15 protein-coding genes are annotated in these 21429 nt (G+C 70.4%); 10 read left to right on the forward strand and 5 right to left on the reverse strand.

Going from position 1 to position 21429, the window contains the following annotated elements; genetic code table 11:
* Positions 1-128 precede the first annotated feature (128 nt).
* The 4 genes from ABYF38_RS03970 to wecC all read left to right on the forward strand — a co-directional run bounded on the left by ABYF38_RS03970 (position 129) and on the right by wecC (position 6745).
* Positions 129-1187, forward strand: coding sequence for a hypothetical protein (locus ABYF38_RS03970; protein ID WP_371152849.1), 1059 nt, complete (start codon positions 129-131; stop codon positions 1185-1187).
* Positions 1188-1797: 610 nt separating this feature from the next.
* Positions 1798-3483: a glycosyltransferase family 4 protein gene (locus ABYF38_RS03975; protein WP_371152989.1), complete on the forward strand. Its 1686-nt coding sequence runs from the start codon at positions 1798-1800 to the stop codon at positions 3481-3483.
* 183 nt (positions 3484-3666) lie between these two features.
* Positions 3667-5445: an ABC transporter ATP-binding protein gene (locus tag ABYF38_RS03980; protein ID WP_371152850.1), complete on the forward strand. Its 1779-nt coding sequence runs from the start codon at positions 3667-3669 to the stop codon at positions 5443-5445.
* Between the two features lie 43 nt (positions 5446-5488).
* Positions 5489-6745: a UDP-N-acetyl-D-mannosamine dehydrogenase gene (wecC, locus tag ABYF38_RS03985; protein ID WP_371152851.1), complete on the forward strand. Its 1257-nt coding sequence runs from the start codon at positions 5489-5491 to the stop codon at positions 6743-6745.
* Between the two features lie 64 nt (positions 6746-6809).
* On the opposite strand, the gene wecB is transcribed toward wecC, so the two are convergent.
* Positions 6810-7940: a non-hydrolyzing UDP-N-acetylglucosamine 2-epimerase gene (gene wecB, locus ABYF38_RS03990; protein ID WP_371152990.1), complete on the reverse strand. Its 1131-nt coding sequence runs from the start codon at positions 7938-7940 to the stop codon at positions 6810-6812.
* A gap of 180 nt (positions 7941-8120) precedes the next feature.
* Between wecB and ABYF38_RS03995 the strand changes: the two genes are divergently transcribed.
* Together ABYF38_RS03995 and ABYF38_RS04000 are read left to right on the forward strand one after the other, a co-directional pair.
* Positions 8121-9308 (forward strand): hypothetical protein, encoded by a 1188-nt coding sequence (locus ABYF38_RS03995; RefSeq protein WP_371152852.1) that lies wholly within the window; start codon positions 8121-8123, stop codon positions 9306-9308.
* Positions 9305-10516, forward strand: a complete 1212-nt coding sequence (locus ABYF38_RS04000; protein WP_371152853.1) for a glycosyltransferase family 4 protein — start codon at positions 9305-9307, stop codon at positions 10514-10516. The genes ABYF38_RS03995 and ABYF38_RS04000 overlap by 4 nt, the downstream gene beginning before the upstream one ends.
* Here the strand turns inward: ABYF38_RS04000 and ABYF38_RS04005 are convergent.
* Together ABYF38_RS04005 and ABYF38_RS04010 are read right to left on the reverse strand one after the other, a co-directional pair.
* Positions 10513-12462, reverse strand: coding sequence for a DUF6020 family protein (locus ABYF38_RS04005; protein WP_371152854.1), 1950 nt, complete (start codon positions 12460-12462; stop codon positions 10513-10515). The two genes, ABYF38_RS04000 and ABYF38_RS04005, sit on opposite strands and share 4 nt — an antisense overlap.
* On the reverse strand, positions 12455-14068 hold the full coding sequence (locus tag ABYF38_RS04010) for an asparagine synthase-related protein (protein WP_371152855.1): 1614 nt from the start codon (positions 14066-14068) through the stop codon (positions 12455-12457). Before ABYF38_RS04010 ends, ABYF38_RS04005 begins: the two co-directional genes overlap by 8 nt.
* 89 nt (positions 14069-14157) lie before the next feature.
* Here ABYF38_RS04010 and ABYF38_RS04015 point away from each other — a divergent pair, with 89 nt between their 5' ends.
* Positions 14158-15429 carry a glycosyltransferase gene (locus ABYF38_RS04015; protein WP_371152856.1) on the forward strand — a complete coding sequence of 424 codons (1272 nt, stop codon included), beginning with the start codon at positions 14158-14160 and terminating at the stop codon, positions 15427-15429.
* Positions 15430-15444: 15 nt separating this feature from the next.
* Positions 15445-16554: a glycosyltransferase family protein gene (locus tag ABYF38_RS04020; protein WP_371152857.1), complete on the forward strand. Its 1110-nt coding sequence runs from the start codon at positions 15445-15447 to the stop codon at positions 16552-16554.
* Here ABYF38_RS04020 and ABYF38_RS04025 read toward each other — a convergent pair.
* The gene (locus ABYF38_RS04025) at positions 16551-18431 is read right to left on the reverse strand and encodes an acyltransferase family protein (RefSeq protein WP_371152858.1); all 1881 of its coding nucleotides are present in this window, start codon (positions 18429-18431) and stop codon (positions 16551-16553) included. The genes ABYF38_RS04020 and ABYF38_RS04025 overlap by 4 nt on opposite strands.
* A gap of 86 nt (positions 18432-18517) precedes the next feature.
* Here ABYF38_RS04025 and ABYF38_RS04030 point away from each other — a divergent pair, with 86 nt between their 5' ends.
* Positions 18518-19777 carry an SAM-dependent methyltransferase gene (locus tag ABYF38_RS04030; protein WP_371152859.1) on the forward strand — a complete coding sequence of 420 codons (1260 nt, stop codon included), beginning with the start codon at positions 18518-18520 and terminating at the stop codon, positions 19775-19777.
* A gap of 2 nt (positions 19778-19779) precedes the next feature.
* Positions 19780-20223 (forward strand): GNAT family N-acetyltransferase, encoded by a 444-nt coding sequence (locus ABYF38_RS04035; protein WP_371152860.1) that lies wholly within the window; start codon positions 19780-19782, stop codon positions 20221-20223.
* Positions 20224-20316: 93 nt separating this feature from the next.
* Here the strand turns inward: ABYF38_RS04035 and ABYF38_RS04040 are convergent, their stop codons facing one another.
* A complete protein-coding gene (locus ABYF38_RS04040) occupies positions 20317-21375 on the reverse strand; it encodes an SDR family NAD(P)-dependent oxidoreductase (RefSeq protein WP_371152861.1) in 1059 nt (352 codons plus the stop codon).
* Between the last annotated feature and the right edge of the window lie 54 nt (positions 21376-21429).

A 21429-nucleotide genomic window follows, 5' to 3' on the forward strand; every position in this document is an offset into this window, starting at 1 on the left:
CCACGACCTCTCTCGACTGCCCGCTCCGGTGGATAACTTCTATCCACAACCTCGACGCACACCGCGCGCTCCCCTACCGTGCGCACCTGGCGTTGCGTGCCCATTCACGGGCGCATCAACGTTGACGTATGTCCTCCAGAAACCCTTGGGATGAGATCGCCTCCCACCTGCACGTCAGTTCACGATCAATCCGACGCCGTTCACTCCCGAACGGGGCCGCGCAGTTGCGGCTCGGCTGCTGGCTGTCCCTGCCCAGCGACTTTGCCGACCGCTCCCGCATCCAACGCCGCTTGTTCTCTCACCGCGCGCGGCTCCTGTCGTTCGCACGCCAGCACGCCGACGCTCACTTCACCCTCCATTCCGCCCTGGCATTGCACGCTATCCCGACGTGGCGCGCGTGCCCGGAGGTGAACATTCGGCGCCAACACAGTTTCTGTAGCCACCCATTCAACGCGCTCACCGACCCCTTGATTCAGCTAGCCGAATGCCGCACCCGGATCGAGCGCACCTCCTCGTTGTTGGAGCCGCTGACGCTCGCTGCCCCCTTCCCAGCCACCGCCCGCGTGGATTCCTTGGAGGACACAGCGATAATCTGCGCTGCCCGGCTCCACCCGCTGGAGGGGTTCGTTGCGGTTTGCGCGATCCTGCGGCGCCTTTGCTCCTTCGACCGCTTCGCCCTCGAAGAATCGCGCCAACGCGAGGAGGCCGCCCGAGCGCGCCTTTTGAGCCTGTTGGCTGAGAAGCCGCTGCGCAATTTTGCCCGCGCCCACGCGATTATTTCGTTGGCCGACGCTGCCGCCGAGTCAGTTGGAGAACGTGCGCTCCTGTGGGCCCTCCTGACCGTTTCTCCCGTCCGCCCGGAGACTCAGTGCCGCTGGGAATTGGAGGGGAGCGTCTACTTCACGGACTTCTTCCTTGCCGGAGAGCGCACCGTGTTGGAATTCGACGGCGCGACCAAGATGGGTGACAACGACATTGACTTCGCCAACTCCCGCCGCGAGCAGATGGAGCGCCAGTTGCGGCTGGAGCGTGCCGGGCTGAGGGTGCTGCGCTACCAGTGGAGAGACTTTGACTCCTTTGACCACCTGCGGGCACTGCTTTGTCAACATCTCTCGATAGGGTCCACTCGCTTGCCCTCCGAGCATCGCCGCCTTTGGGTTCCGGAGCCGCCAAGGTCGTTTTCGTAGGTTGCCCGGTCACTGCGGGAGGCGGTCGCGGGGCGTCCGGCCCACCACCCGGTGCCCTGCTCCCATTCCCGAGCCCATTCCCGGGCAGACGTCCCCGGGCCCTACCCCGATCCCGCCGCCAGCCCAGGCCCCCACCCCAAGCACCGCGCCCGGGCCCCATCCCCCGAGCCAGACCCCCTGCCCGCCCCCAAGCTCGCAAATGCTGCAACCGGGTACATCCGACCGCTTCGTGCCACGCCCCCGAGCGGTCACACGTACCCCAACCACACACTCGTACGCTCGGTGCCACCCCAAGCACCGCGCCCAGGCCCGCCCGCCCATCGCCCGAGCCAGACCCCCCTGCCCGTCCCCAAGCTCGCAAATGCTGCAACCGGGTACATCCGACCGCTTCGTGCCACGCCCCCGAGCGGTCACACGTACCCCAACCACACACTCGTACGCTCGGTACCACCCCAAGCACCGCGCCAGGCCCGATCGCCCGCGCCCGGCGCCACCGCAAACCCTCGCTAGCGCCACCCCGCGAGCCCGCACGCCGCCTGCGCCTCGTAACGCGACCGCAGCGCCCCTGCCTCCATAGACTGGGGCGGACGGAAAGGACCTTGACGTGAGCATGAAAGCGAAGTTGCTGCCCGCTGCGGCTTCGGCGGCGCTGAGCCTTGTACCCCTGCGCGCCAGCTACCGCTTCGCGCTGGGCGCCGCGCAGGTGGCCGCCAACCAGGGCAACCCCACGGCCGCCTGGTTCCTGTTTAACCGTGTCTTTCGCACCGCCACCTCTCCCGCTCTCGCGGTGGAGCGGGCGCTGGCAGGCGTGCGGGCAGCCCGGTTGACTCTCAACGGACACGGCCCGGAGGCAGAGACGGTCAGCACGGTCACGGAGGTCACTGCCACGCAGCTCGCCATCTGGGAGACGACGCTACGGACGGCCCTGGACCTGTTAGACGAGATGTGGGCAGCGGGCGCGCTACAGCACCCCACGCCCATTGCCCTGGACCTGGCTCTGGAGACGCTGGCACTCGCCTTCCATCCCGGCATTCAGCAGCGCGCCGGTTCTCCCCTGGTGGAGTCCGCCACCCGGACACACGCGCTGTTGGATCGCCCGTTTATCCGCGAAGGCGTGCGCACCTACCTTCCCACCACGCCCACTCCCCCGCGTGACGACGCCGCCACGCCCGCACCGCACCAGCCCGACGCCACCACGCCCACTCCCCCGCGTGACGACGCCGCCACGCCCGCATCGACCCGTCCGCAACGCCTGCTGGTGTTGGCGGACGGCAAGGACGCATTCATCGCGGCGGCGGTGGACCGGTGGAAGAGCACGCCGGGCGTGGAGGTGCGTTTCCAGCAGTTGAAGGGCAGGGATTGGAACCTCCGGGAGACCCTGCGACTGCGGTTGACGAATTCCCCCACGCCCATCCCGGACTTCTTGGCAGCAGACCTAGCCTGGGCTGACACGGTTTTGATCGAGTGGGGGGAGGCGGCTGCGGCCCGCATCTCCGGGATGGACTTCCCAGGGCGCCTGTTGGTGCGTATTCACCGATTCGAGGCTTTCACGGTGATGCCGCAGTTGTTCAACCTGCGCAAGATAGATTCGCTCATTTTTGAGGTTGATTCGGTGCGCACGGCGTGGGAGCGCTCGATGGGGGAGGCTGCGGCCTCGGTCCCGGTGGCGATGGTGCCGCTGGAGTGTCGCTTGCAGCAGTGTGCGCTGCCGAAGTTGGGTAGCTGGAGTAAGACTTTGGCGCTAGTCGGCTGCGGCTCGACGGTGAAGGACCCGGCTTGGGCACTGGAGGTGCTGGCTAGGCTGCGGGCGGTTGATCCGGCATGGCGGCTGCATCTTGTGGGCGATGTGCTCACTTCGTCGCTGGTGCAGTCGGACGAGGAGCGGGCCTACGTTGAGCGGGTGCATTCCGCGCTGGCTCGGGCCGGCGATTCGGTTTCCCAGCTGGGTTTCCGCACCGATATTCCGCAGGTTTTGCAGCATGTCGGCGTGATTCTCTCTAGCTCTCTGGTGGAGGGGACGCACGCGGCGGTGCTGGAGGGGGCCGCGAGTAAGGCGTTGCCTGTGGTGCGGGATTGGCCGCATGTGGCGGCAATCGGGGGCGCTACGGCTAACTTCCCGCAGGAGTGGGTGGTGTCTTCGCCCGAGGAGGCGGCGGAACGGATCTTGGCGTGGGACGGCCGTCTGGATGATGCCGCCCAGGAGTACGTTTTGTCTCGGTGGGACGAGTCCGTTGCGGGACCTTGGTTGGACGACGTGGTGTTGGGACGCCCCCTTTCCTCGCGCCAGTCCGCGTGATTTGACGAGCTATTGGCCGACGTTGCCGCCCGCCGCCCGCAGTGGAGTTGGGCTGCCTGATTCGCCGCCTTTTGTGTGCGCGCTCATCGCTGGGGGCTGGGTGGAGAGCGGCACGCGTCACGATCCCTACTTGGCCCTGCGGGGGCGGGGTAAAGTGGCTGACGCCAACAGGAATGGGAGAACATGAAGCGTCTTTACCTGGCGATCAAGGAGCTGCTGCCGGTGCTGCCGGCCGGCACCAATCGGTTCCTGCTCATCTATGTGGTGAGCACCTCCGCTCTGGCGCTGCTCGACCTGTTCGCGCTCGGTTTGCTGGCGGCCATCCTGACGCCGATGCTGACCGGGGACGCGGCCTCGGTGCCGCTGGTCGGCGAGATTCCTTCCAGCTATTACGGCCCGCTGCTGCTGGTGGCGTGCGCGTTGATGATCTTGAAGGGCGTGCTGGCCTTGGTCATCCAGTGGTTCGCCACCCGCACCTTTGCGCGCTACGAACTACAGGTGGGCGATTCGCTGTTCAACGCCTACATCCGCTCCCCGTGGACGGATCGTCTGGCGCGCTCCACCTCCCAGATCGTGCGCCTGGCGGACGTCGGCATCGCGAACACGATCGCGGGCGTGTTGATGCCCGCGATTTCCCTGCCGCAGCAGGTGGCCACGTTCCTGTCGGTGCTGGTGGTGTTGTTCATCGCCCAGCCGTCCATCGCGGCCATCACGCTGATCTACCTGGGCATCATCGCGGCCTTCCAGTACTTTGGGCTGTCGCGCTCCTTGGTGACTGCGGGCAACGTGAATCTGCGCTATTCGATGAAGATCACCCGCCTGATGACTGAGATGGTGGCGGCGTTGAAGGAGATCACGCTGCGCGACCAGTTCACGGACGTGGCGCGCGTGGTGCGGGAGAACCGTGAGCACTCCACGCGGGCGCGGGCCAATTTGCAGTTCCTCTCCTCGGTGCCGCAGCGCCTGATGGAGGCCGCCCTCGTGTTCGGTTTCGTGCTCATCGGCACGATCTCTTACTTCCTGAGCGGCCCGGAGCAGGCGTTTGCGTCCATCGCCTTGTTCGGTATCGCCGGAATGCGCATGGTGCCCTCCCTGGTGACGTTCCAGTCGGTCATGACTACGACTGCTAACACGCTGCCCCACTTGGAGGCGGTCATGCGTGACATCCGCGCCGCCGAGGGCTACGTGACGCGCGCCGAGCAGGTGGGCAAGGAGCCGTTGGAGGAGGACCCGGGCCAGGTGGTGCTCAGTGGCGTCTCCTTCACCTACCCCGGTGCCCCCGAGCCGGCGGTGCAGGACATCGACCTGACTATCCCGATCGGCTCTTCCTTGGGCATCGTCGGCTCCTCTGGGGCCGGCAAGTCCACGCTGGTGGACATCCTGCTGGGCCTGCTGGTGCCCAGCGAGGGCAGCATGCGTATCGGCAGCAAGGACCTGCCCGACGTGCTGCAGGCGTGGCGCTCCCGCGTGGGCTACGTGCCGCAGGAGGTGGCGCTGTTCGACGCCACGATCGCGCAGAACATCGCGCTGACCTGGGGCGAGGACATCGACGAGGAGCGCGTGATGTGGGCGCTGGAGCGCGCCCAGCTCGGCAAGATGGTGGCGGAGCGCCCCGGCGGCATCAACGCCCGCATCGGTGAGCGCGGCATCGCCCTGTCCGGTGGTGAGCGCCAGCGCCTGGGCATCGCCCGCGCTCTCTACAACCGCCCGCTGGTGCTGGTGATGGACGAGGCCACCTCGGCGCTGGACACGGCCACCGAGGACGCCGTCTCCCAGGCGATCCGGGAGCTGCACGGCGAAGTCACGGTCATCTCGATCGCCCACCGCCTGTCCACGATCCGCCACAACGACCAGATCGCGTTCATGCGCGGCGGCCGCATCACCGCCACCGGCACCTTCGAGGAGCTGGTGGAGGCGGAGCCGGACTTCGCCATCCAGGCGCACTTGGCTGGCCTGGTCTAGGTTTTCTCGATTTCCTTCACAAGGTTGACGAAAGTAGACACACATGACACAGGTGCGAAACGAAACGGTTTGCGTGGTGGGCCTTGGCTACATCGGCCTGCCTACGGCGGCCGTGTTGGCGCAGGCTGGGTACGAGGTGATCGGCATGGACGTCTCTGACCGTCACGTCGATGCGGTCAACCGGGGCGAGCTGCCGTTCGTGGAGGCCGGCCTGGGCGAGGTGGTGGCGGAGCAGGTGCGCGCCGGCCGCCTGCGCGCCACCAAGGAGGTGCCGCCGGCCAGCGCCTACATCGTGGCGGTGCCCACCCCGTTCAAGGGGGACAACCACGCGGCTGACCTGTCTTTCATCGAGGCCGCGTCGCGTTCGATCGCCCCGCAGCTCAAGGGTGACGAGCTGGTGATCCTGGAATCCACCTCCCCGCCGTCGTCCACCGAGTTCATGGCACAGGTGATCCTGTCGGAGCGTCCCGACCTGAGCCTGGACGGCTCGCAGGGCCGGGCGGTGGTCCACTTTGCGCACTGCCCCGAGCGGGTGCTGCCGGGCCGGATCATGGAAGAGATGGTCACCAACGACCGCATCGTGGGTGGCCTGACCCGCGCGGCCGCTGAGCGGGCCCGCGACCTGTACGCCTCTTTCTGCCAGGGCGAGATCGTGCTGACCGACGCGCGCACGGCGGAGCTGGCCAAGCTGGTGGAGAACTCTTTTAGGGACGTCAACATCGCGTTCGCCAACGAGCTCTCGCTGCTGTGCGAGAAGCTGGACATCGACGTGTGGGAGCTGATCTCCCTGGCCAACCGCCACCCGCGCGTGAACATCCTCAGCCCCGGTCCGGGCGTGGGCGGCCACTGCATCGCCGTGGACCCGTGGTTCATCGTCTCCGCGCTGCCGGAGCAGGCCCGCCTGATCCGCACGGCCCGCGAGGTCAACGACGCCAAGCCGAGCTTCGTGATCGACCAGGTCAAGGCGGCCGTGGCCGGCAAGGAGCAGCCGGTGATCGCGGCCTTCGGCCTGGCGTTCAAGGCCAACATCGACGACCTGCGCGAGTCCCCCGCCGTGGCCATCACCGCCGCCCTCGCCCGGGAGCTGCCGCAGGCGCGCGTGCTGGCGGTGGAGCCGCACGTGACGGAGCTGCCCAAGCAGCTGGCCGGCCTGGCGAACGTGGAGCTGGCGGACGCCCGGGCCGCCTTGGAGTTGGCCGACGTTGCCGTCCTGCTGGTGGATCACGCGGCCTTCGCCCCGCTAGGCCAGTGCCTGCCGGCGTCGCTGCCGGTGGTGGACACCCGCGGTTTTTGGCGCTAGGTGAATGAGTAGAGGGGGCGTCGGAACGGTTCCGACGCCCCCTCTGCTCGCGCGGGTGGGGCCGCTAGGCGGCGAAGTCCGCCATCCGCTCCCCGCGTCCCAGCAGCGCGGCGATAGCCGCCACGGAGCGCTGGGCGGCCAGGCCGTCGCCGTAGGGGTTCACGGCCATCGCCATCGACTGGTAGGCGGCAACGTCGTCCTTCAAGGCGCTGACCTCCGCAACGATGCGGTCTAGGTCGGTGCCGATCAGCTTCACGGTGCCGGCGGTGACCGCCTCGGGGCGCTCCGTGTTCTCCCGCAGCACCAGCACGGGCTTGCCCAGCGAGGGCGCCTCCTCCTGCACCCCGCCGGAGTCGGTGAGCACCACGTGGCTGGCGGCGATCAGGTGGCTGAACTGGTTGTAGTCCAGGGACTCGGTGAGCACCACGTTCTCCAGGCCCTCCAGGTGCGGCAGGATCTGGGCGCGCACCGCCGGGTTGCCGTGCATGGGGTAGACGATCAGGTCCTGCGGGTAACGGCGCGCCAGCACGGCCAGCGCCCGCCCGATCCGGGCCATGGGTTCGCCCCAGTTCTCGCGGCGGTGGGCGGTCAGCAGCAGGATGCGCCGCCCGGAGGCCACCGCCTCGGTGAGCCCCGGCGACTCGAAGGCGGCCGGGCGGGCGGTGGCGTACTTCAGCGCGTCGATCACCGTGTTGCCGGTGACGGTCACGGCGGCCGGGTCCACGCCCTCGCGCAGCAGGTTGTCGCGCGACTGCGGGGTGGGCGCCAGGTGCAGCTGGGCGATCTGGGAGACCAGGCGGCGGTTGCCCTCCTCCGGGAAGGGGCTGGCCAGGTCGCCCGAGCGCAGGCCGGCCTCCAGGTGCACCACCGGGATCTGCCGGTTGAACGCCGCCAGGGCAGCCGCCGCCACCGTGGTGGTGTCGCCCTGCACCAGCACGGCAGACGGGTTCACCTCAGCCAGCAGCGGGTCCAGGCGGTGCAGGATCTTGCCGGCCAGCTGGTTTAGGCCCTGCCCTTGGGCAAAGACGTCCAGGTCCGCCTCCGGGGTGATGCCGAACAGCGAGTTGACCTGGGTGAGCATCTCCTTGTGCTGCCCGGTCACCACGCAGTAGGGCTGCAGCTGATCCGATTCGCGCAGCGCGTTGATGACCGGAGCACACTTGATGGCCTCCGGGCGGGTGCCGTAAATGACCATGATCGAGGGCTGCACGGGCCTCCCCTTTCTGGCCCCGCCGCGAGCGCGGGCGGGCCTTAAAACTGCTGCCTATCTTAGGCGCGCTGTGAGGCCGCGCTCACTGGCATGCCGGGCCGGGCGCGCGGGGAAGGTGGGAGACTAGTTGCGTTACGAATGTGCTGACCCCACGGGGAGACTTTAATGACCGCCAAGCCGAAGCTCTTGATCATTAGCTTTTCGTCCCTGCGCTCGGACGCGCGGCTGCTGAAGCAGATCCGGATGGCGGTTGGCCGTTACCACGTCACCACTTGCGGCTTCGGGGCGGCGCCCGACGGCGTGGACCAGCACCTTGAGATGCAGTACGCCTCCCCCAGCAAGCTGTGGGACGTGCTGCTTGAGTTCAAGCTCTACACGCGCGGCTACTGGATGATGCCGATGGTCAAGCAGGCCAAGGCCCTGCTGCGCGGCAGGAAGTTCGACGTGATCCTGGCCAACGAGATCGAGACGCTGCCGCTGGCGCTCTGCCTGCGGCCCACCTGCGGGGTGCACGCGGACCTGCACGAGTACTACCCGCGCATGAACGAGGAGCACGCTCCGTGGGCCAAGCGCATCGGCCCCTGGTACTTCTGGCTGTGCAAGAAGTACCTGCCGCGCGCGGCCAGCTCCACGGCGGTGGTGGGCGTGGTGGCTGAGGAGTTCAGCCGCAACTTCGGTGTCGAGGTCGGGTTCGTCGGGAACAACACGCCGTTTCACGACATCGAGCCGACCGAGGTGCGCTCCCCCATCCGCTGCGTGCACTCCGGCACCTCTGATCGTGCTCGCAACATCATGTCCCTGGTGGAGGCAGTGGTGGCCACGCCGGGCTACACGCTGGACCTGTACCTGACCAAGAACGACCCGCCGCACCTGGCCGAGCTCGCCGAGATCGCGCGGCGGGAGGAGCGCGTCACCCTGCACGAGCCGGTGCCCTACGAGGACCTGATCGATACCCTCAACCAGTACGACCTGGGCCTGCACTTGCTGCCCCCGATCAACTACAACTTCGCCAACACGATGCCGAACAAGATCTTCGACTTCCTGCAGGGGCGAATCGGTGCCATCGTTGGCCCTACCCCGAAGGCAATGGCTGACGTGGTCCGGGAGACCGGTTTCGGCGTCGTCACCGAGGGGCACAGCGCAAAGGACATGATCGAGGTGCTGCGGGAGTTGACCCCGCAGAGGGTGGCGGAGTTCAAGGCCGCCGCCCACGCCGCCGCCTTCGAGAGGTCCTCGGAGCGTGAGGTGCCCAAGTGGGACGCGGCGCTGCGGGCGATCCTGCGGCGCGGTGGTTTCCCTGGCGCGCAAGCCGATGACTTCCTGGCCCCCTTGCCCGGACAGGACGCGGCTTGAACCCCAACGATCCCGGTGTTTCCTTGACCGGTGCTGAGGCCGGTGCCCTCCACGAGGCTGGGGCCTCCTCCCCCGGGCCCGTATCCGGCGGGGACCGCCCCGCCGGCCGCCCCCGCGTGCTGGTGGTGACCACCTGGCTGCCCACGCCCGCCCACCCGGTGATGGGTTCCTTTGTGCAGCGTGACATCGCGGCGCTGGCTGCGGTGGCCGACGTGCGGGTGGTGCATCTGTGCCGCCCGAGCCTGCTGGCCGGTGCGCCCGCCCGGGACTCGATCGCGGCCGGGGAGCGGCGCGTGCCGGTGGAGCGCATCGCGTTCGAGCCGGGCCGGCCGTGGCGGTGGGGCGCGGCGCGGCGCCGCCTGCGCGCTCTGGCCTCCGCGTGCGACGTCGTACACACGATGGCGTTCTCCTCCGCCCTGCCGTTCCTGGCACGCCGGCCCGGCAAGCGGTGGGTGCACACCGAGCACTGGTCCCTGTTCGTCCAGCCAGCCACCGGTTGGCGTCGCCGCCTGCCCGGGCTGGCCGCCCGGCTGCTGCGCCGCCCCGACGCGACCGTGGGCGTCTCTGCCTTCCTGGCCGGCCGCCTGGAGGAGCTGACCGGCCGCCCGGTGGTGGCGGTGCCGAACATCGTCGACGTCCCGCCGCCCGCCCCCCGCACGCCGGTGGGTGCGCGGGGACGCGCGGACGGCTCGCTGCGCCTGATGGGCGTGGGCGGGCTGGTGCCCGGCAAGCGGCCGCTGCTGGCGGTGGAGGTGACTGCGGAGCTGCGCCGCCGGGGGGTGGCAGCTGACCTGACCTGGTTCGGAGACGGGGAGCTACGCGCCGAGGTGGAGGAGCTGGCGAGCCGGCTCGGGGTGCCGCTCACGCTGACCGGCTTCGTGCCGCACGGTGAGCTGCGCCAGCGCTACCGGGACTTCGACCTGTTCCTGGGCACCACGGCGTTCGAGACCTTCTACCTGGGCGCCGCAGAGGCGCTGGCCAGTGGCCGGCCCGTGGTGGCGGGCGGCGAGGGCGGGCACGCCGCCTTCGTGCTGCCCCCGGCCGGGCGGATCGTGGCCGGGCAGGACCCGGCTGCCTTCGCCGACGCCGTTCAGGCCGTGCTCGCCGACTGCGACGAGCTGAGCGCGCAGGAGATCGGGGCCGAGCTGCGCCGCGACTACTCCGCCGCCGCGCTGGCCCGGGCCTACCTGGCGCTCTACCGGGGCTAGGCGGCCCCGCTCCTTAGCCGCTCCCGGCTGCCCAGTAGCAGGGCCGCCAGCACCGGCAGGAGCAGCAGGAGCGGGTAGGCGTACCTGGCCTCGGCGTGCACCGGGGAGATCATGCACATCGCCCAGTGGCCGGCCACCATCGCGGCCAGCAGTAGGGTGCCCTCCCGGCGCCTGATGAACAGGCCGGCCAGCAGGATCGCGGCCGCCCAGACCCAGCCGCCCACGGACAGGGTCCAGCCCACCAGCGGGGTGCCCTGCGCGTGTTCGTTAATGAACTGCGCGTAGCCGCGCATGTCTTCCTTGGGGACGGGCGGGTGCACGGCCGCCGGATCGATCTTCGCGATGTCCTCTTCGCTGTCACCGTGGATTAACCGCAGGATGGAGAACCAGTCGTAGGCCCCCACCTTCCAGTAGCGGGTGCCCGGGTACCAGTAGCCTCGGGTGCCCACCAGGGTGGCGTTCAGCGCGGTGCGCGGGTGCTGCTTGACCAGCCCCAGCCACAGGCGCGCGTAGTCGGACTTGTGTGCCTCCAGCGCCACGGCGTCCAGCGCGCCCTTGGTGTTGTCGGCCAGGCTCGGCCGGTAGATCTCCGCCAGGTCCACGCCCGGGTAGAAGCGCTCGATTTCCGCCAGCTGCTGCGGGCTCAGCTCCGCGCGGTGGTCGCGCACGATGCCGGCGATCTGCTGGGAGGGCACGGAGTAGGCCTCCACCACCGAGCCGGGCTTGGCGTCCAGGAATCGCATCAGGCCGGCGTGGGCCAGCGTGTAGGTGCCCAGGCCCACCGAGATGGACAGGAGCCACGACACTGCGGGGACGCGCAGCGTCCGCCGCCAGGCCGGCGCGGTGGACTCCCGGCCGCCGGCGCGCCCGGCGGCCCGCCCCGTGAACCACAGGTACGCGGCGCCCACCACGCCCACCAGGACCATCACGTAGACGCCTGTCTTCTTTGCCAGGCCCATGGCCACGACCCCGCCGGCCAGGATGATCCACAGGCGAACCGGCACGCCGGTGCCCGCAGAAACGGCGCGGACCACCCGCAGGATGGTGACGGTGGTCAGGACGGTGATGACTGCCAGCCACACGTCCTTCCAGACGCTGGCCGAATACCAGGCCACGATCGGGAAGAGCGCGTAGAAGGCCAGCGCCACCCAGCGGGCCCGGGCGCTCACACCCAGCTCCCGCATGCCGCGCAGGGACCAGACCAACAGGGCCGCCAGCACCGCCTGCTGGGTGAGGGTGACCAACCCGATCCCCCCGGCGATCGAACCGGTCAGCCACCTGAACGGGACCAGCAGCGCCGCGATCACCGCCGTCATGGCCAGCGGGTGGTGGTCGGAGTAGCCGGAGTGACCCAGGGCCTGCATCAGCTGGTTGTAGGAGTCGAACGAGGTCATGCCCGGCCAGAGCATGAACCAGTAGGGCAGCCACGCCGCCCACAGCAGCGCGAACTGCGCCCAGCCCACCCAGGCCGGCTCGCCGGCCCTAGCGCCACTGGCCCCAGCGCTACCGCCGGCCCTAGCGCCACTGGCACCGGCGCCGCCGTCTTCGGCCCCGGCCCCGGCGCTACCGGCGGCCCCGGTGCCGCTTCCACGCTCGGAGCCGCCACCACTGGGGGCGGCGTCCTGGCGCACGGCCGGCGCAGCGTCGTCCACCCCGCCGCCCCCGCCGCCGGCCTGACCCACCGCGCGGCGGTCCAGCCAGGCGTTCATCGCGGCAAACAGGGCGGCCAGCGCGGCAAAGAGCCCCACCGTGCTCGCCCCACTCTGCACCAGCAGCTCACGCAGGGCGCCGTCCGTGTTGGGCAGCACCTGGTCGTAGGCCTCCACCCGCTCCCCCACCCGCCAGGCGAGCGCGAAAACGGGGGCCAGCACGCCGACGGCAACCAGCACCCGGCGGTTCACCCCCAGGTGCGCGGTCAGCGGACGGGCAGGTAGAAGATCAGTCATTCTCGATCCCTAGGCCGACGAGCGGATTCCAGCGCCCGGTGAGCAACTGGCGGGCGAAAACACCCAGCGGGTGGCGCCCGCTGGCCAGCTGGGCGGCGAACGCGGGCCGCGAGATGTCCCCGGCGTGCATGTCCAGCCCCAGCGGGTGGCGCATGACGTGCTGGGCAACGTACAGGTTGTTCAGGGCCTTCTTCACGCGCAGCGCGGCCAGAACTCTACCGATCTTGGCGCTCGCGGAGGCGGAGACGGCCTGCTGGCGGTGCTCGGGCACCTCCTGGCCGGTGGCGGCCGCGAAGTAGCGCTCCACGTAACGGCGGTACCAGTCGCGGTTGTAGGCCAGCTCCTGACTGATTCGCCCCGCAAATTCCCACATGGGCGCGTCCAGCATCGGCAGGTCCCAGGCGAGCCCGGCCTGCTCGTAGGCGCGCATGGAGTTGTTGATGTACTTGGGTTGACGCTCGGTGATGTTGACCATCTCCACGGCGTCGGCCCACAGCAGGCGGTCCTCGCCGCCCCGGTAGCGGCCGGTGGCCTCCAACTGGTCCACGATCCAGGCCACCTCCTGGCGCACGCTGTCCTGCACGGAGGGCGCCAGGCCACGATCCAGGGCGCAGTGGTGGTGGTAGATGATCCGGCACAGCTGGTCCATATCCATGCCGCCGGCCAGCAGCAGGTCCTCATCGTGCAGGTTGCCGATCACCGTGTGGCCGGGCAGCACCACGTCCTCGCTGCCGCCGATCACGCCGTTCTTCTCCAGCGCGTTGATGGCGTACCAGTCCTGCACGTGCGGCAAGGAGGTGGCGCCCCAGGCGTACTGGATGAACTCGGCGGCATCCGGCCCGGCCCAGGCGGCCTGCACGGCGCCGCGCCGCATCTCCACCAGCTTCCAGTCGAAGCCGCCCAGGGCGGCCAGGCGGCGCGAGACCTCGGTTTCCTTCGAGCCGGGCAAGCCGTAGGTGAAGCACAGGACGTTGGTGACGCCGTGGTTCTTCAGCCAGGCCACCAGCAGGCGGGAGTCCAGGCCACCGGAGAGGGGGATGATCAGGCGGAAGCGGCCCAGGCGCTCCACCATCGCGGCCATCGACTCATCCAGGGCGGCGCTGAAGGCGGCGTCGGCCTCCTGCGGGTCGGTGATCCGCTGGGCGGCGGGCACCTGGAAGGAGGGCAGAGTGCGGTCGTGCTCGCCGGTGGTCAGGTCCACGCGCACGGTGAAGCCTCCCTGCAGCTGGCGCACCCCCTGCAGCAGCGTGCGCTCGCCCCACGCGAATCCACTGGCGTAGAACTGCTGCTGCGCCACCGGGTCCAGGCGCAGCCGCATGCCGCGCCCGCCCAGCTGGGAGGGGCGGTCTGCCACCACGATCTCGGTGCCGGTGTCCGCCCACAGCAGCGGGTAGGAGCGCGGGATGTCCGTGGCGAGCACCAGCTCGGATTGGCCGACGCTCACCCCGGCCTGCCCGATCCTGAGCCCGCCCCCCGTGGCGGCCTGGGCCAGCGCTGCCGGGTTGGCGCTCTCCAGGCGCGCCGAGCCGAGCGCGTTGAGGGTGACCTGCTGGCCCGGAGCCAGGTAGCCGGTGAAGTGGCGAGTGGCAACAAAAACTCGACGCATGCTTCCTCCAGGTTCGCTCCCGCCGGGCCGACCGGCGCCGCTCCAGCCTAGCAACGGCGCCGCAGCAGCCACTATGGGACAATTCGACCATGCACGTGCTGTGGCTTCCCTCTTGGTTTTCCGCCTTCGCGGGCGACATGGCGGGCAGCTTCTTCACCGAGCAGGCTGCCGCCCTAGCGGGGGCCGGGCTGGAGGTGGGCGTGCTGGCCCCGCAGCCGGTCAACTTCGCCCTGCCGCGCCGCACCCCGGTGCGCCTGAGTCAGGAGGGCGGGGTGGCGGTGGCCCGTTTTGCCGCCCCGCAGGTGATCGCCACTACGCGCCGCCTGTCCACCCTGTGGGCCGCCCCCGCCCTGCACGCCGCCTACGCCGCCTACGTGCGCACCCACGGGGTGCCCGACGTCCTGCACGCCCACTCCCTCTACCCCGGCGCCTTCTTTGCCGCCCACCTCTCCAGGCGGGAGGGGATCCCCTTCGTGTACACCGAGCACCGCTCGCTGACGCACATGCCCGTGCGCACCTGGGCGGGACGGGCCAGCGAGCGGGCCGTGGTGGCCGCCGCCACGCACCGCACCGCCGTTTCGCGGGGGCAGGCCGACCACCTGACCCAGCGCTTCGGCCCGCAGTCCGGCGCGTGGCTCTACACCCCCAACCTGCTGCCGCTGGGGCAGCCCGAGGTGGATCAGGCCGCGCCCGCGAGCGCGAGCGCACCGGCCGGGCGCGGCCCGGTGCTGGGTCACCTCTCCCTGCTGGGGGAGGAGAAGCGCACGGACCTGATCGTGGCCGCCTTCGAGGAACTGCACGCCCACTGGCGCGCCTGCGGCGCCCCGGCCCACTCCCGCCCGCTGCTGCGGATCGCGGGCCCCACGGACGGGCCGGACGGGCAGCGCACCCGCGCCCAGGTGGCCGCCAGCCCGGCACGCGAGCAGATCGAGCTGACCGGGCAGCTGGAGCGCGCCCAGATCCCCGCCTTTTGCGCCGGCCTGGACTTGTTCCTGCTGCCCTCCGACACGGAGACCTTCGGGGTGGCCGCCATCGAGGCGCTGGCACAGGGCACCCCCGTGATCGCCACGCGCACGTGGGGAGGGCGCTCGGTGGTGCAGGAGGGCGACGGCCACCTGGTTCCCATCGGGGACGCCCCCGCCCTCGCCGCCGCCATCCGCGCCCAGCTGGCCGGCCCCCGGCCGGCCGGCGCCAACACCGCCGGCCCCGACCCCCGCGCCGCCGGTGACTGCGCCTTCACCCCCGAGCCTGCCGGGGTGCGCGCCGAGCGCGCCCGCCGCTGCGTGGAACGGTTCGGGGCGCAGGCGTGGATCGCGCGGTGGCGGGAGATTTACCAGCAAGCGGCAACGTCGTCCAGGTAGGGAGAGAGAAAAGAAATGCAGCCTCTAGAGCGCCCGGCGATGGTCTACCACGTGCCCTACCCGCTCAATCCGGCCGCCACCAGCGCCTCCGGCATCCGGCCGGTGAAGATGCGCCAGGCGTTTGCCGACCTGGGCTACCGCGTGTTCACGGTGGCCGGCAGCGTGGCCCAGCGCCGCCTGCAGATGCGTAAGGTGGCCGGCTTCCTGGCGGCGGGCGGCAGAATCGACTTCGCCTACTCGGAGTCCTCCACCCTGCCCACCGCGCTGACCAGCCCCCGGCACGTGCCCACCCACCCGTGGCTGGACCTGTCCTTCCTGGAGCGCCTGGCCAAGCACGGCGTGCCGGTGGGCCTGTTCTACCGGGACATCTACTGGGCCTTCCCGGAGTACAAGCAGAGCGTTGGCACGCTGATCTCCACCGCCACGTCGTTCTTCTACCGCTGGGACCTGCGCCGCTACCGCCGCATCCTGACCCGCCTCTACCTGCCCTCGCTGGCGATGGCGCCCTACGTGCAGGGCGTGGCCCCCCACCAGTTCGCCGCCCTTCCCCCCGGTTGCACCATTGCGGACGACGCTCCCGCCGACCGCCTGGAGAAGGCCGGCCTGCAGCTGTTCTACGTGGGCGGGGTGGGCGCCCACTACGGGCTGCACGAGTGCGTGGCCGGCGTGCAGGACTCCCCGGCGCGGCTGTGGCTGTGCACGCGCCCGGCCGACTGGCGCGCCGCCCGCGCCGACTACGAGGGCGTGATCGGAGACCACACCGAGGTGGTGCACGAGTCCGGGGCGGACGTGGCGCGCCGCCTGGCCAGCGCCGACATCGGGGTGCTGTTCACGGCGCCGCAGGAGTACCGAGAGTTCGCCATGCCGTTCAAGCTGTTTGAGTACATCGGGGCTGGCATCCCGATCCTGGCCTCGGAGGGGACGCTAACGGGCGAGTTCGTGGCCGAGCACGGCCTGGGCTGGACGCTGCCCTACAACCGCACCGCCCTCTCGAAGCTGCTCACCCACCTGGCTGAGCACCCCGAGGAGGTAGAGCGCGCCGCGCAGCGGGTGCGGCAGATCGCGCCGCAGCACACCTGGCTGGCGCGGGCCGCGCAGGTGCGCGACGACCTCACCGGCGCCTAGTTGTTCCCGGTCGCCTCCAGGGAGGCAAGCTCGGTGGCCACCAGCTGGGCGTAGAGCTCCTGCCCGGGCGCCAGCGGGTGGATCATGTCCACCGAGAGCAGCTCCGGCTTGCCGGCCACTGCTTCCTTCCAATCGGCCACCCGCACCCGCCCCGGGTGGGCGGCGGCCACCTGCCACACGGCCGCGTTGGCCTTCTCCACCCAGGAGTTCGCCTCCGGCGCGGCCCCAGTGAGCAGCAGCAGCTTGCGCTGCGGTCCCATGTAGTCCAGCAGGGATTCGAAGTCCGCCACCTCGGCGGAGTCGTTCGTGGACAGGGCGACCACCACCAGGGGGCGTTCTCCCGCGGCCTGGTCGGCGGCTCGCAGCAGGGTCAGGGCATCGCGGGCAGACCGGCTCTTCTTGGCGTCCACGTGGGCACCCGGGACCTGCCGGAGCAGGGCCTGCGAGGCGAGCACGGTAACCGAGTCCCCGATCACGGTCACCTTGGTGCCGTCCAGCCGTCCTGCCGCTGCGGTGGGGGCGCCGCCCGTGCGGGCCAGGTATTCGCGCTGGGCCACCTCCGCCTGCGTGATCGCCAACTCCACGCTGGACTGGGCGGGCTGGCGCGCCAGCGCCACCGCCGTGCCACCAAGCAGGGCCACGCACAGCCCGGCCACCGCCAGGCGGAGCGGGACGGGCCCGCCCCGCAGGCGCTTGAGGGCAGCCAGGCCGCCGCGCCGCAGGGGCTGCTCCACGAAGCGGTAAGAGAGCGCCGCCAGCAGCACGCTGACCAGGGCCACCCCCCACAGCCGGCCGTACTTGTTGAGGTGGCGCAGCGTGTAGTAGCTGATGATTAGCACCGGCCAGTGCCACAGGTAGATGGCGTACGAGCGCTCTCCCAGCCACACCAGCGGCCGCAGCTCCAGCACCTGGGCCAGCCACCGGCCCGGGCCGGGCTGCGCCACCACCTCCGGGGTGAGGGCCTGCAGCACCGCCACGGCGAGCACGGAGGCGTAGATGAGCGGGAGCATCGACTGGGCGGCGTCGCTCATGCCCGCCAGGCCCGGCAGGGGCAGGTTGCGGGCCACGGCGGCCACCAGCAGGCCGGCCACCCACCCGGCCGAGCCGCGCGCCCAGATCCACGCCCGGTAGCCGCGGGAGGGGCGCTGCACCTGGGCCGCCGGCAGGAGCGCCCTGCCGTGGGCCAGGGCCAGCGCCGCGCCCAGCATGAGACCGAAGGCGTGCGTGTCTGTGCCCAGGTAGACGCGGGAGGGGTCGGCGCCGGCGCCGCGCAGGTGGTGGCCCCACCAGATGGACAGCAGCGCGAGCCCGATCGCTCCGGCGCTCAACGCCGCCCGCCTGGGCACCGGCCGGGCAAAGGCGCGGTTGGCCAGCCAGAATCCGCCCAGCAGCACCAACGGCCACACCAGGTAGAACTGGGCCTCCACCGACAGGGACCAGATGTTGGTAAAGAGCTGGGGCAGCCCGCGCTCGAAGTAGCTGGCCCCCGCCCAGATGTCCGCCCAGTTGCTGACGAACAGGAGGGAGGAGGCAACCTGGCGGCGCATGTTGAGCAGCATGTCCGGCACCCCGGCCACCGCCGCGACTGCCGCGATGACCAACACCACGGTGGCCAGCGCCGGGAACAGGCGCCGCAGCCGCCGCTTGGTGAAGGCCCGCATGTCCACCCTGCCCTTGTTCCTGATCTCCAGCAACAGCAGGGAGGTGATCAGGAAGCCGGAAATCACGAAGAAGAAGTCCACGCCCACGCGGCCGGCCGGCACCCAGAGGGGAAAGAGGTGGTAGCCCAGCACCAGCACCACCGCTGCCGCGCGCAGGCCGTCTAGTCCGGGCATGCGCTGGGGTCGCAGCGCCTTGGCGGCGTCCTGGTGGTTCATGTTTCTCCTTGCCGGGGCTTGAGTCCCTATTGTGGCTGAGGCCCTGCCTGCGGCGGCAATCGGCTCTTGTGAAACAATGCGGAGCAATGTCCACTTCTTCTGCCCGCCTGCGCCGCGACCAGGTCCGGCCCACCCGGTGCTCCTACTTCGACGCCGGGGCCTGCCGGTCCTGCTCCCAGCTGCCCGTCCCCTACGGCCAGCAGGTGGCGGCCAAGCAGGCGCAGCTGGAACGTCTGCTGCCGGCCGTACCCGCGTGGTTGGCGCCGCAGCGAAGCGCGCCGGAGCGTTTTCGCACCTCCGTGAAGCTGGTGGCCGGCGGCAGCGCCGCCCGCCCCAAGCTCGGGATCGCCGGGGCGGACTTTGCCGGGGTGGACCTCTCGCGCTGCCCCATCGTGGACGCCCGCATCGAGGCCGCCCTGCCCGCGCTCAAGCGGGCGATCACCGAGGCGGCCCTCACGCCCTACAGCGTGCCGCGCCGCCGGGGAGAGCTGAAGAACGTGCTGGTCACAGTCAGCGAGCGCGGCGAGCTGATGGTGCGGTTCGTGCTGCGCTCCCGCGAGCGCCTGGGGGCCTTGCGCGCCGCCCTGCCCGCGCTGCACCGGCGCTTGCCCAAGCTGCGGATCGTGACGGCCAACCTGCTGCCCGAGCACGTGGCCCTGCCCACCGGACAGGAGGAGATCGCGCTGTCCGGCCCGGCCTACCTGCCGCTACCGGTGGGGGACGTGACGCTCTTTGCCCACCCCGGTTCCTTCCTGCAGACCAACACGCAGGTGGCCGGCCAGCTCTACCGGCGCGCCGGGGCGTGGCTGGCTGCCCGCCGCCCGGCCCACGTGGTGGATCTGTTTTGCGGCATGGGCGGTTTCGCCCTGCACGCCGCAGCGGCGGCGGCCGACGTCGCCGCCCCTACCTCCCCCTCCACCGCGCCGGGTGGTGGGGAGGCCAACGTCGTCCCTGACGGCGGGAAGGCGGAGCGGCCGGCCGGAGCGGTGACCATCCAGGGGGTGGACGTCAGCGCCGCCTCCATCGCCTCCGCCAGGCGCGCGGCGCGGGCGGCCGGGCTCGCGGCGGACTTCAACGTGGCTGACCTAACGCGCCTGGTGGACCTGGAGGTGCCGGCGGGGGCGGCCGTGATCGTCAACCCGCCCCGACGCGGGGTGGGCGAGTTGATGACCCACTGGCTGGAGCAGTGCGCGGCCAGCACCCTGATCTACTCCTCCTGCAACCCGGCCACACTGGCCACCGACCTGGAGCGCCTACCGTCGTGGCGGCCCGTGGAGGGGCAGTTGTTCGACATGTTCCCGCACACCTCCCACTGCGAGGTCGCGGTGCTGCTGGAGAGGGACTGAGGATGCGCACGGTCGTCAAGCACTACCGGGAGCTCACACGCGACGAGCTCTACGCGATCCTGCAGGTACGCGCCCAGGTGTTTGTGCTGGAGCAAAGCTGCCTCTACCCGGACGCCGACGGCCTGGACCCGCTCTGCCTGCACGTCTGGCTGGAGGACGACGGTCAGATAGTGGCCTACCTGAGAGCGCTCCCGCCCGGGGCCAAGTTCGCCGAAGCCTCGCTGGGCCGAATCCTGACCACCCGGCGCAGGCAGGGCCTGGGCACGGCGGTGGTGCGCGCCGGGCTGGCGGCACTCGACCACCACTTCGGCACCGGTTGCGTCAGGATCGAGGCGCAGACGCAGGCACTGGCTTTCTACCAGGGACTGGGCTTCACCGCCCAGGGCGAGCCTTTCCTGGATGCAGGGATCGAGCACGTCAAGATGCTGCTCACCCCGCCCCCCTGAGCACACCTGAGGGAGGCGGGCCACTGGGAGACGGCCCCTAGGTGGGCCGCCGGGCGCCAGGTGGGCCCTAGGTGGGCCGGGCCCAGCCGGTCCTTAGATGAGGGAGGCCCAGAACTCCTTGTCCAGGTGGGCCGGGAGGTCGGCGGCGGCCTTGGCCAGCTCGGCCGGGTCCAGCGGTTCCACGTGGGCGCGGCTGACGTGCGGGTGGTTGCAGGCCACCAGCTGCTCGTTCGGGTCCAGGCGGATCTCTTCCAGCTTCTCCCCCGGGCGCAGGCCCGTGAACTCGAAGTGAGGCTCCACGCCCGCCTCTGCGGCCATCTCCTCGACGACGCGCACTATGCGCACCGGGTCGCCCATGTCCAGCACCAGCACGTCGCCGCAGGCGGCCTCCACGCCGGCCTCCAGCACCAGCTGGCAGGCCTGCGCCACCGTCATGAAGTAGCGCACCACGTCCGGGTCCGTCACCGTGACGGGCTGGCCGTGGTTGAGCTGGCTGGCAAAAGCCCACAGGGCCGAGCCGCGCGCACCCAGCACGTTGCCAAAGCGCACCGAGCAGTACTCCAGCTCCTGGGTCTGCCCGTACCAGGAGGTCAGGCGCTCGGCCACGCGCTTGGAGAAGCCCAGCGCGGTGGTGGGAGAGGCGGCCTTGTCCGTAGAGATGTTGATCAGGTGCTTCACCCCGTACTTCACGCTCAGGGACAGCACCGTGTCAGAGCCCAACACGTTGGTCTTCCAGGCCTCGGCCGGGTACTGCTCCAGCAGCGGGGCGTGCTTCAGCGCGGCGGCGTGCACCACGATCTCCGGGCGCTTCTCGGCAAAGATCTGCTCCATGCGCTCGGTGTCGCGCAGGTCCGCCAGCACCACGTGGGCGTTGTCCAGCAGCGCGCGGCCCTCCAGCAGCAGCTGGGTGGCGTGAAGGCCGGACTCGTCGCGGTCCAGCAGCACCAGCTCGGCCGGCTTCAGCTGGTAGATCTGGCGGCACAGCTCGGTACCGATGGAACCACCGGCGCCGGTCACCAACACACGCTTGCCCGCGAACTGGGCGCGAACCGCGTCAGAAATCTCGGGAGCGGTGTCCAGCCCACCGCCGATGCGGTGAGCCAACCAGTCCCAGTCAGCGGGGTTGTTCAAAGAAGGCAGCGTTGTTGTCACGGCCAACGAGTCTAGTTCCCCGCCCTGGCATTGCGCTAAGGGAGGACGCCACAA

This window comes from Buchananella sp. 14KM1171, assembly GCF_041380365.1.
Lineage (GTDB): Bacteria > Actinomycetota > Actinomycetes > Actinomycetales > Actinomycetaceae > Buchananella > Buchananella felis.

Bases quoted from the DNA above. Each gene is read 5' to 3' on its own strand.
- ABYF38_RS04025 (WP_371152858.1), bottom strand. From the start codon at position 18,431: ATGAACCACCAGGACGCCGCCAAGGCGCTGCGACCCCAGCGCATGCCC.
- ABYF38_RS04010 (WP_371152855.1), bottom strand. From the start codon at position 14,068: ATGCGTCGAGTTTTTGTTGCCACTCGCCACTTCACCGGCTACCTGGCT.
- wecC (WP_371152851.1), top strand. From the start codon at position 5,489: ATGACACAGGTGCGAAACGAAACGGTTTGCGTGGTGGGCCTTGGCTAC.
- ABYF38_RS04035 (WP_371152860.1), top strand. From the start codon at position 19,780: ATGCGCACGGTCGTCAAGCACTACCGGGAGCTCACACGCGACGAGCTC.
- ABYF38_RS03970 (WP_371152849.1), top strand. From the start codon at position 129: ATGTCCTCCAGAAACCCTTGGGATGAGATCGCCTCCCACCTGCACGTC.
- ABYF38_RS04005 (WP_371152854.1), bottom strand. From the start codon at position 12,462: ATGACTGATCTTCTACCTGCCCGTCCGCTGACCGCGCACCTGGGGGTG.
- ABYF38_RS04020 (WP_371152857.1), top strand. From the start codon at position 15,445: ATGCAGCCTCTAGAGCGCCCGGCGATGGTCTACCACGTGCCCTACCCG.
- ABYF38_RS04015 (WP_371152856.1), top strand. From the start codon at position 14,158: ATGCACGTGCTGTGGCTTCCCTCTTGGTTTTCCGCCTTCGCGGGCGAC.
- wecB (WP_371152990.1), bottom strand. From the start codon at position 7,940: ATGGTCATTTACGGCACCCGCCCGGAGGCCATCAAGTGTGCTCCGGTC.
- ABYF38_RS03975 (WP_371152989.1), top strand. From the start codon at position 1,798: ATGAAAGCGAAGTTGCTGCCCGCTGCGGCTTCGGCGGCGCTGAGCCTT.
- ABYF38_RS03995 (WP_371152852.1), top strand. From the start codon at position 8,121: ATGACCGCCAAGCCGAAGCTCTTGATCATTAGCTTTTCGTCCCTGCGC.
- ABYF38_RS03980 (WP_371152850.1), top strand. From the start codon at position 3,667: ATGAAGCGTCTTTACCTGGCGATCAAGGAGCTGCTGCCGGTGCTGCCG.
- ABYF38_RS04030 (WP_371152859.1), top strand. From the start codon at position 18,518: ATGTCCACTTCTTCTGCCCGCCTGCGCCGCGACCAGGTCCGGCCCACC.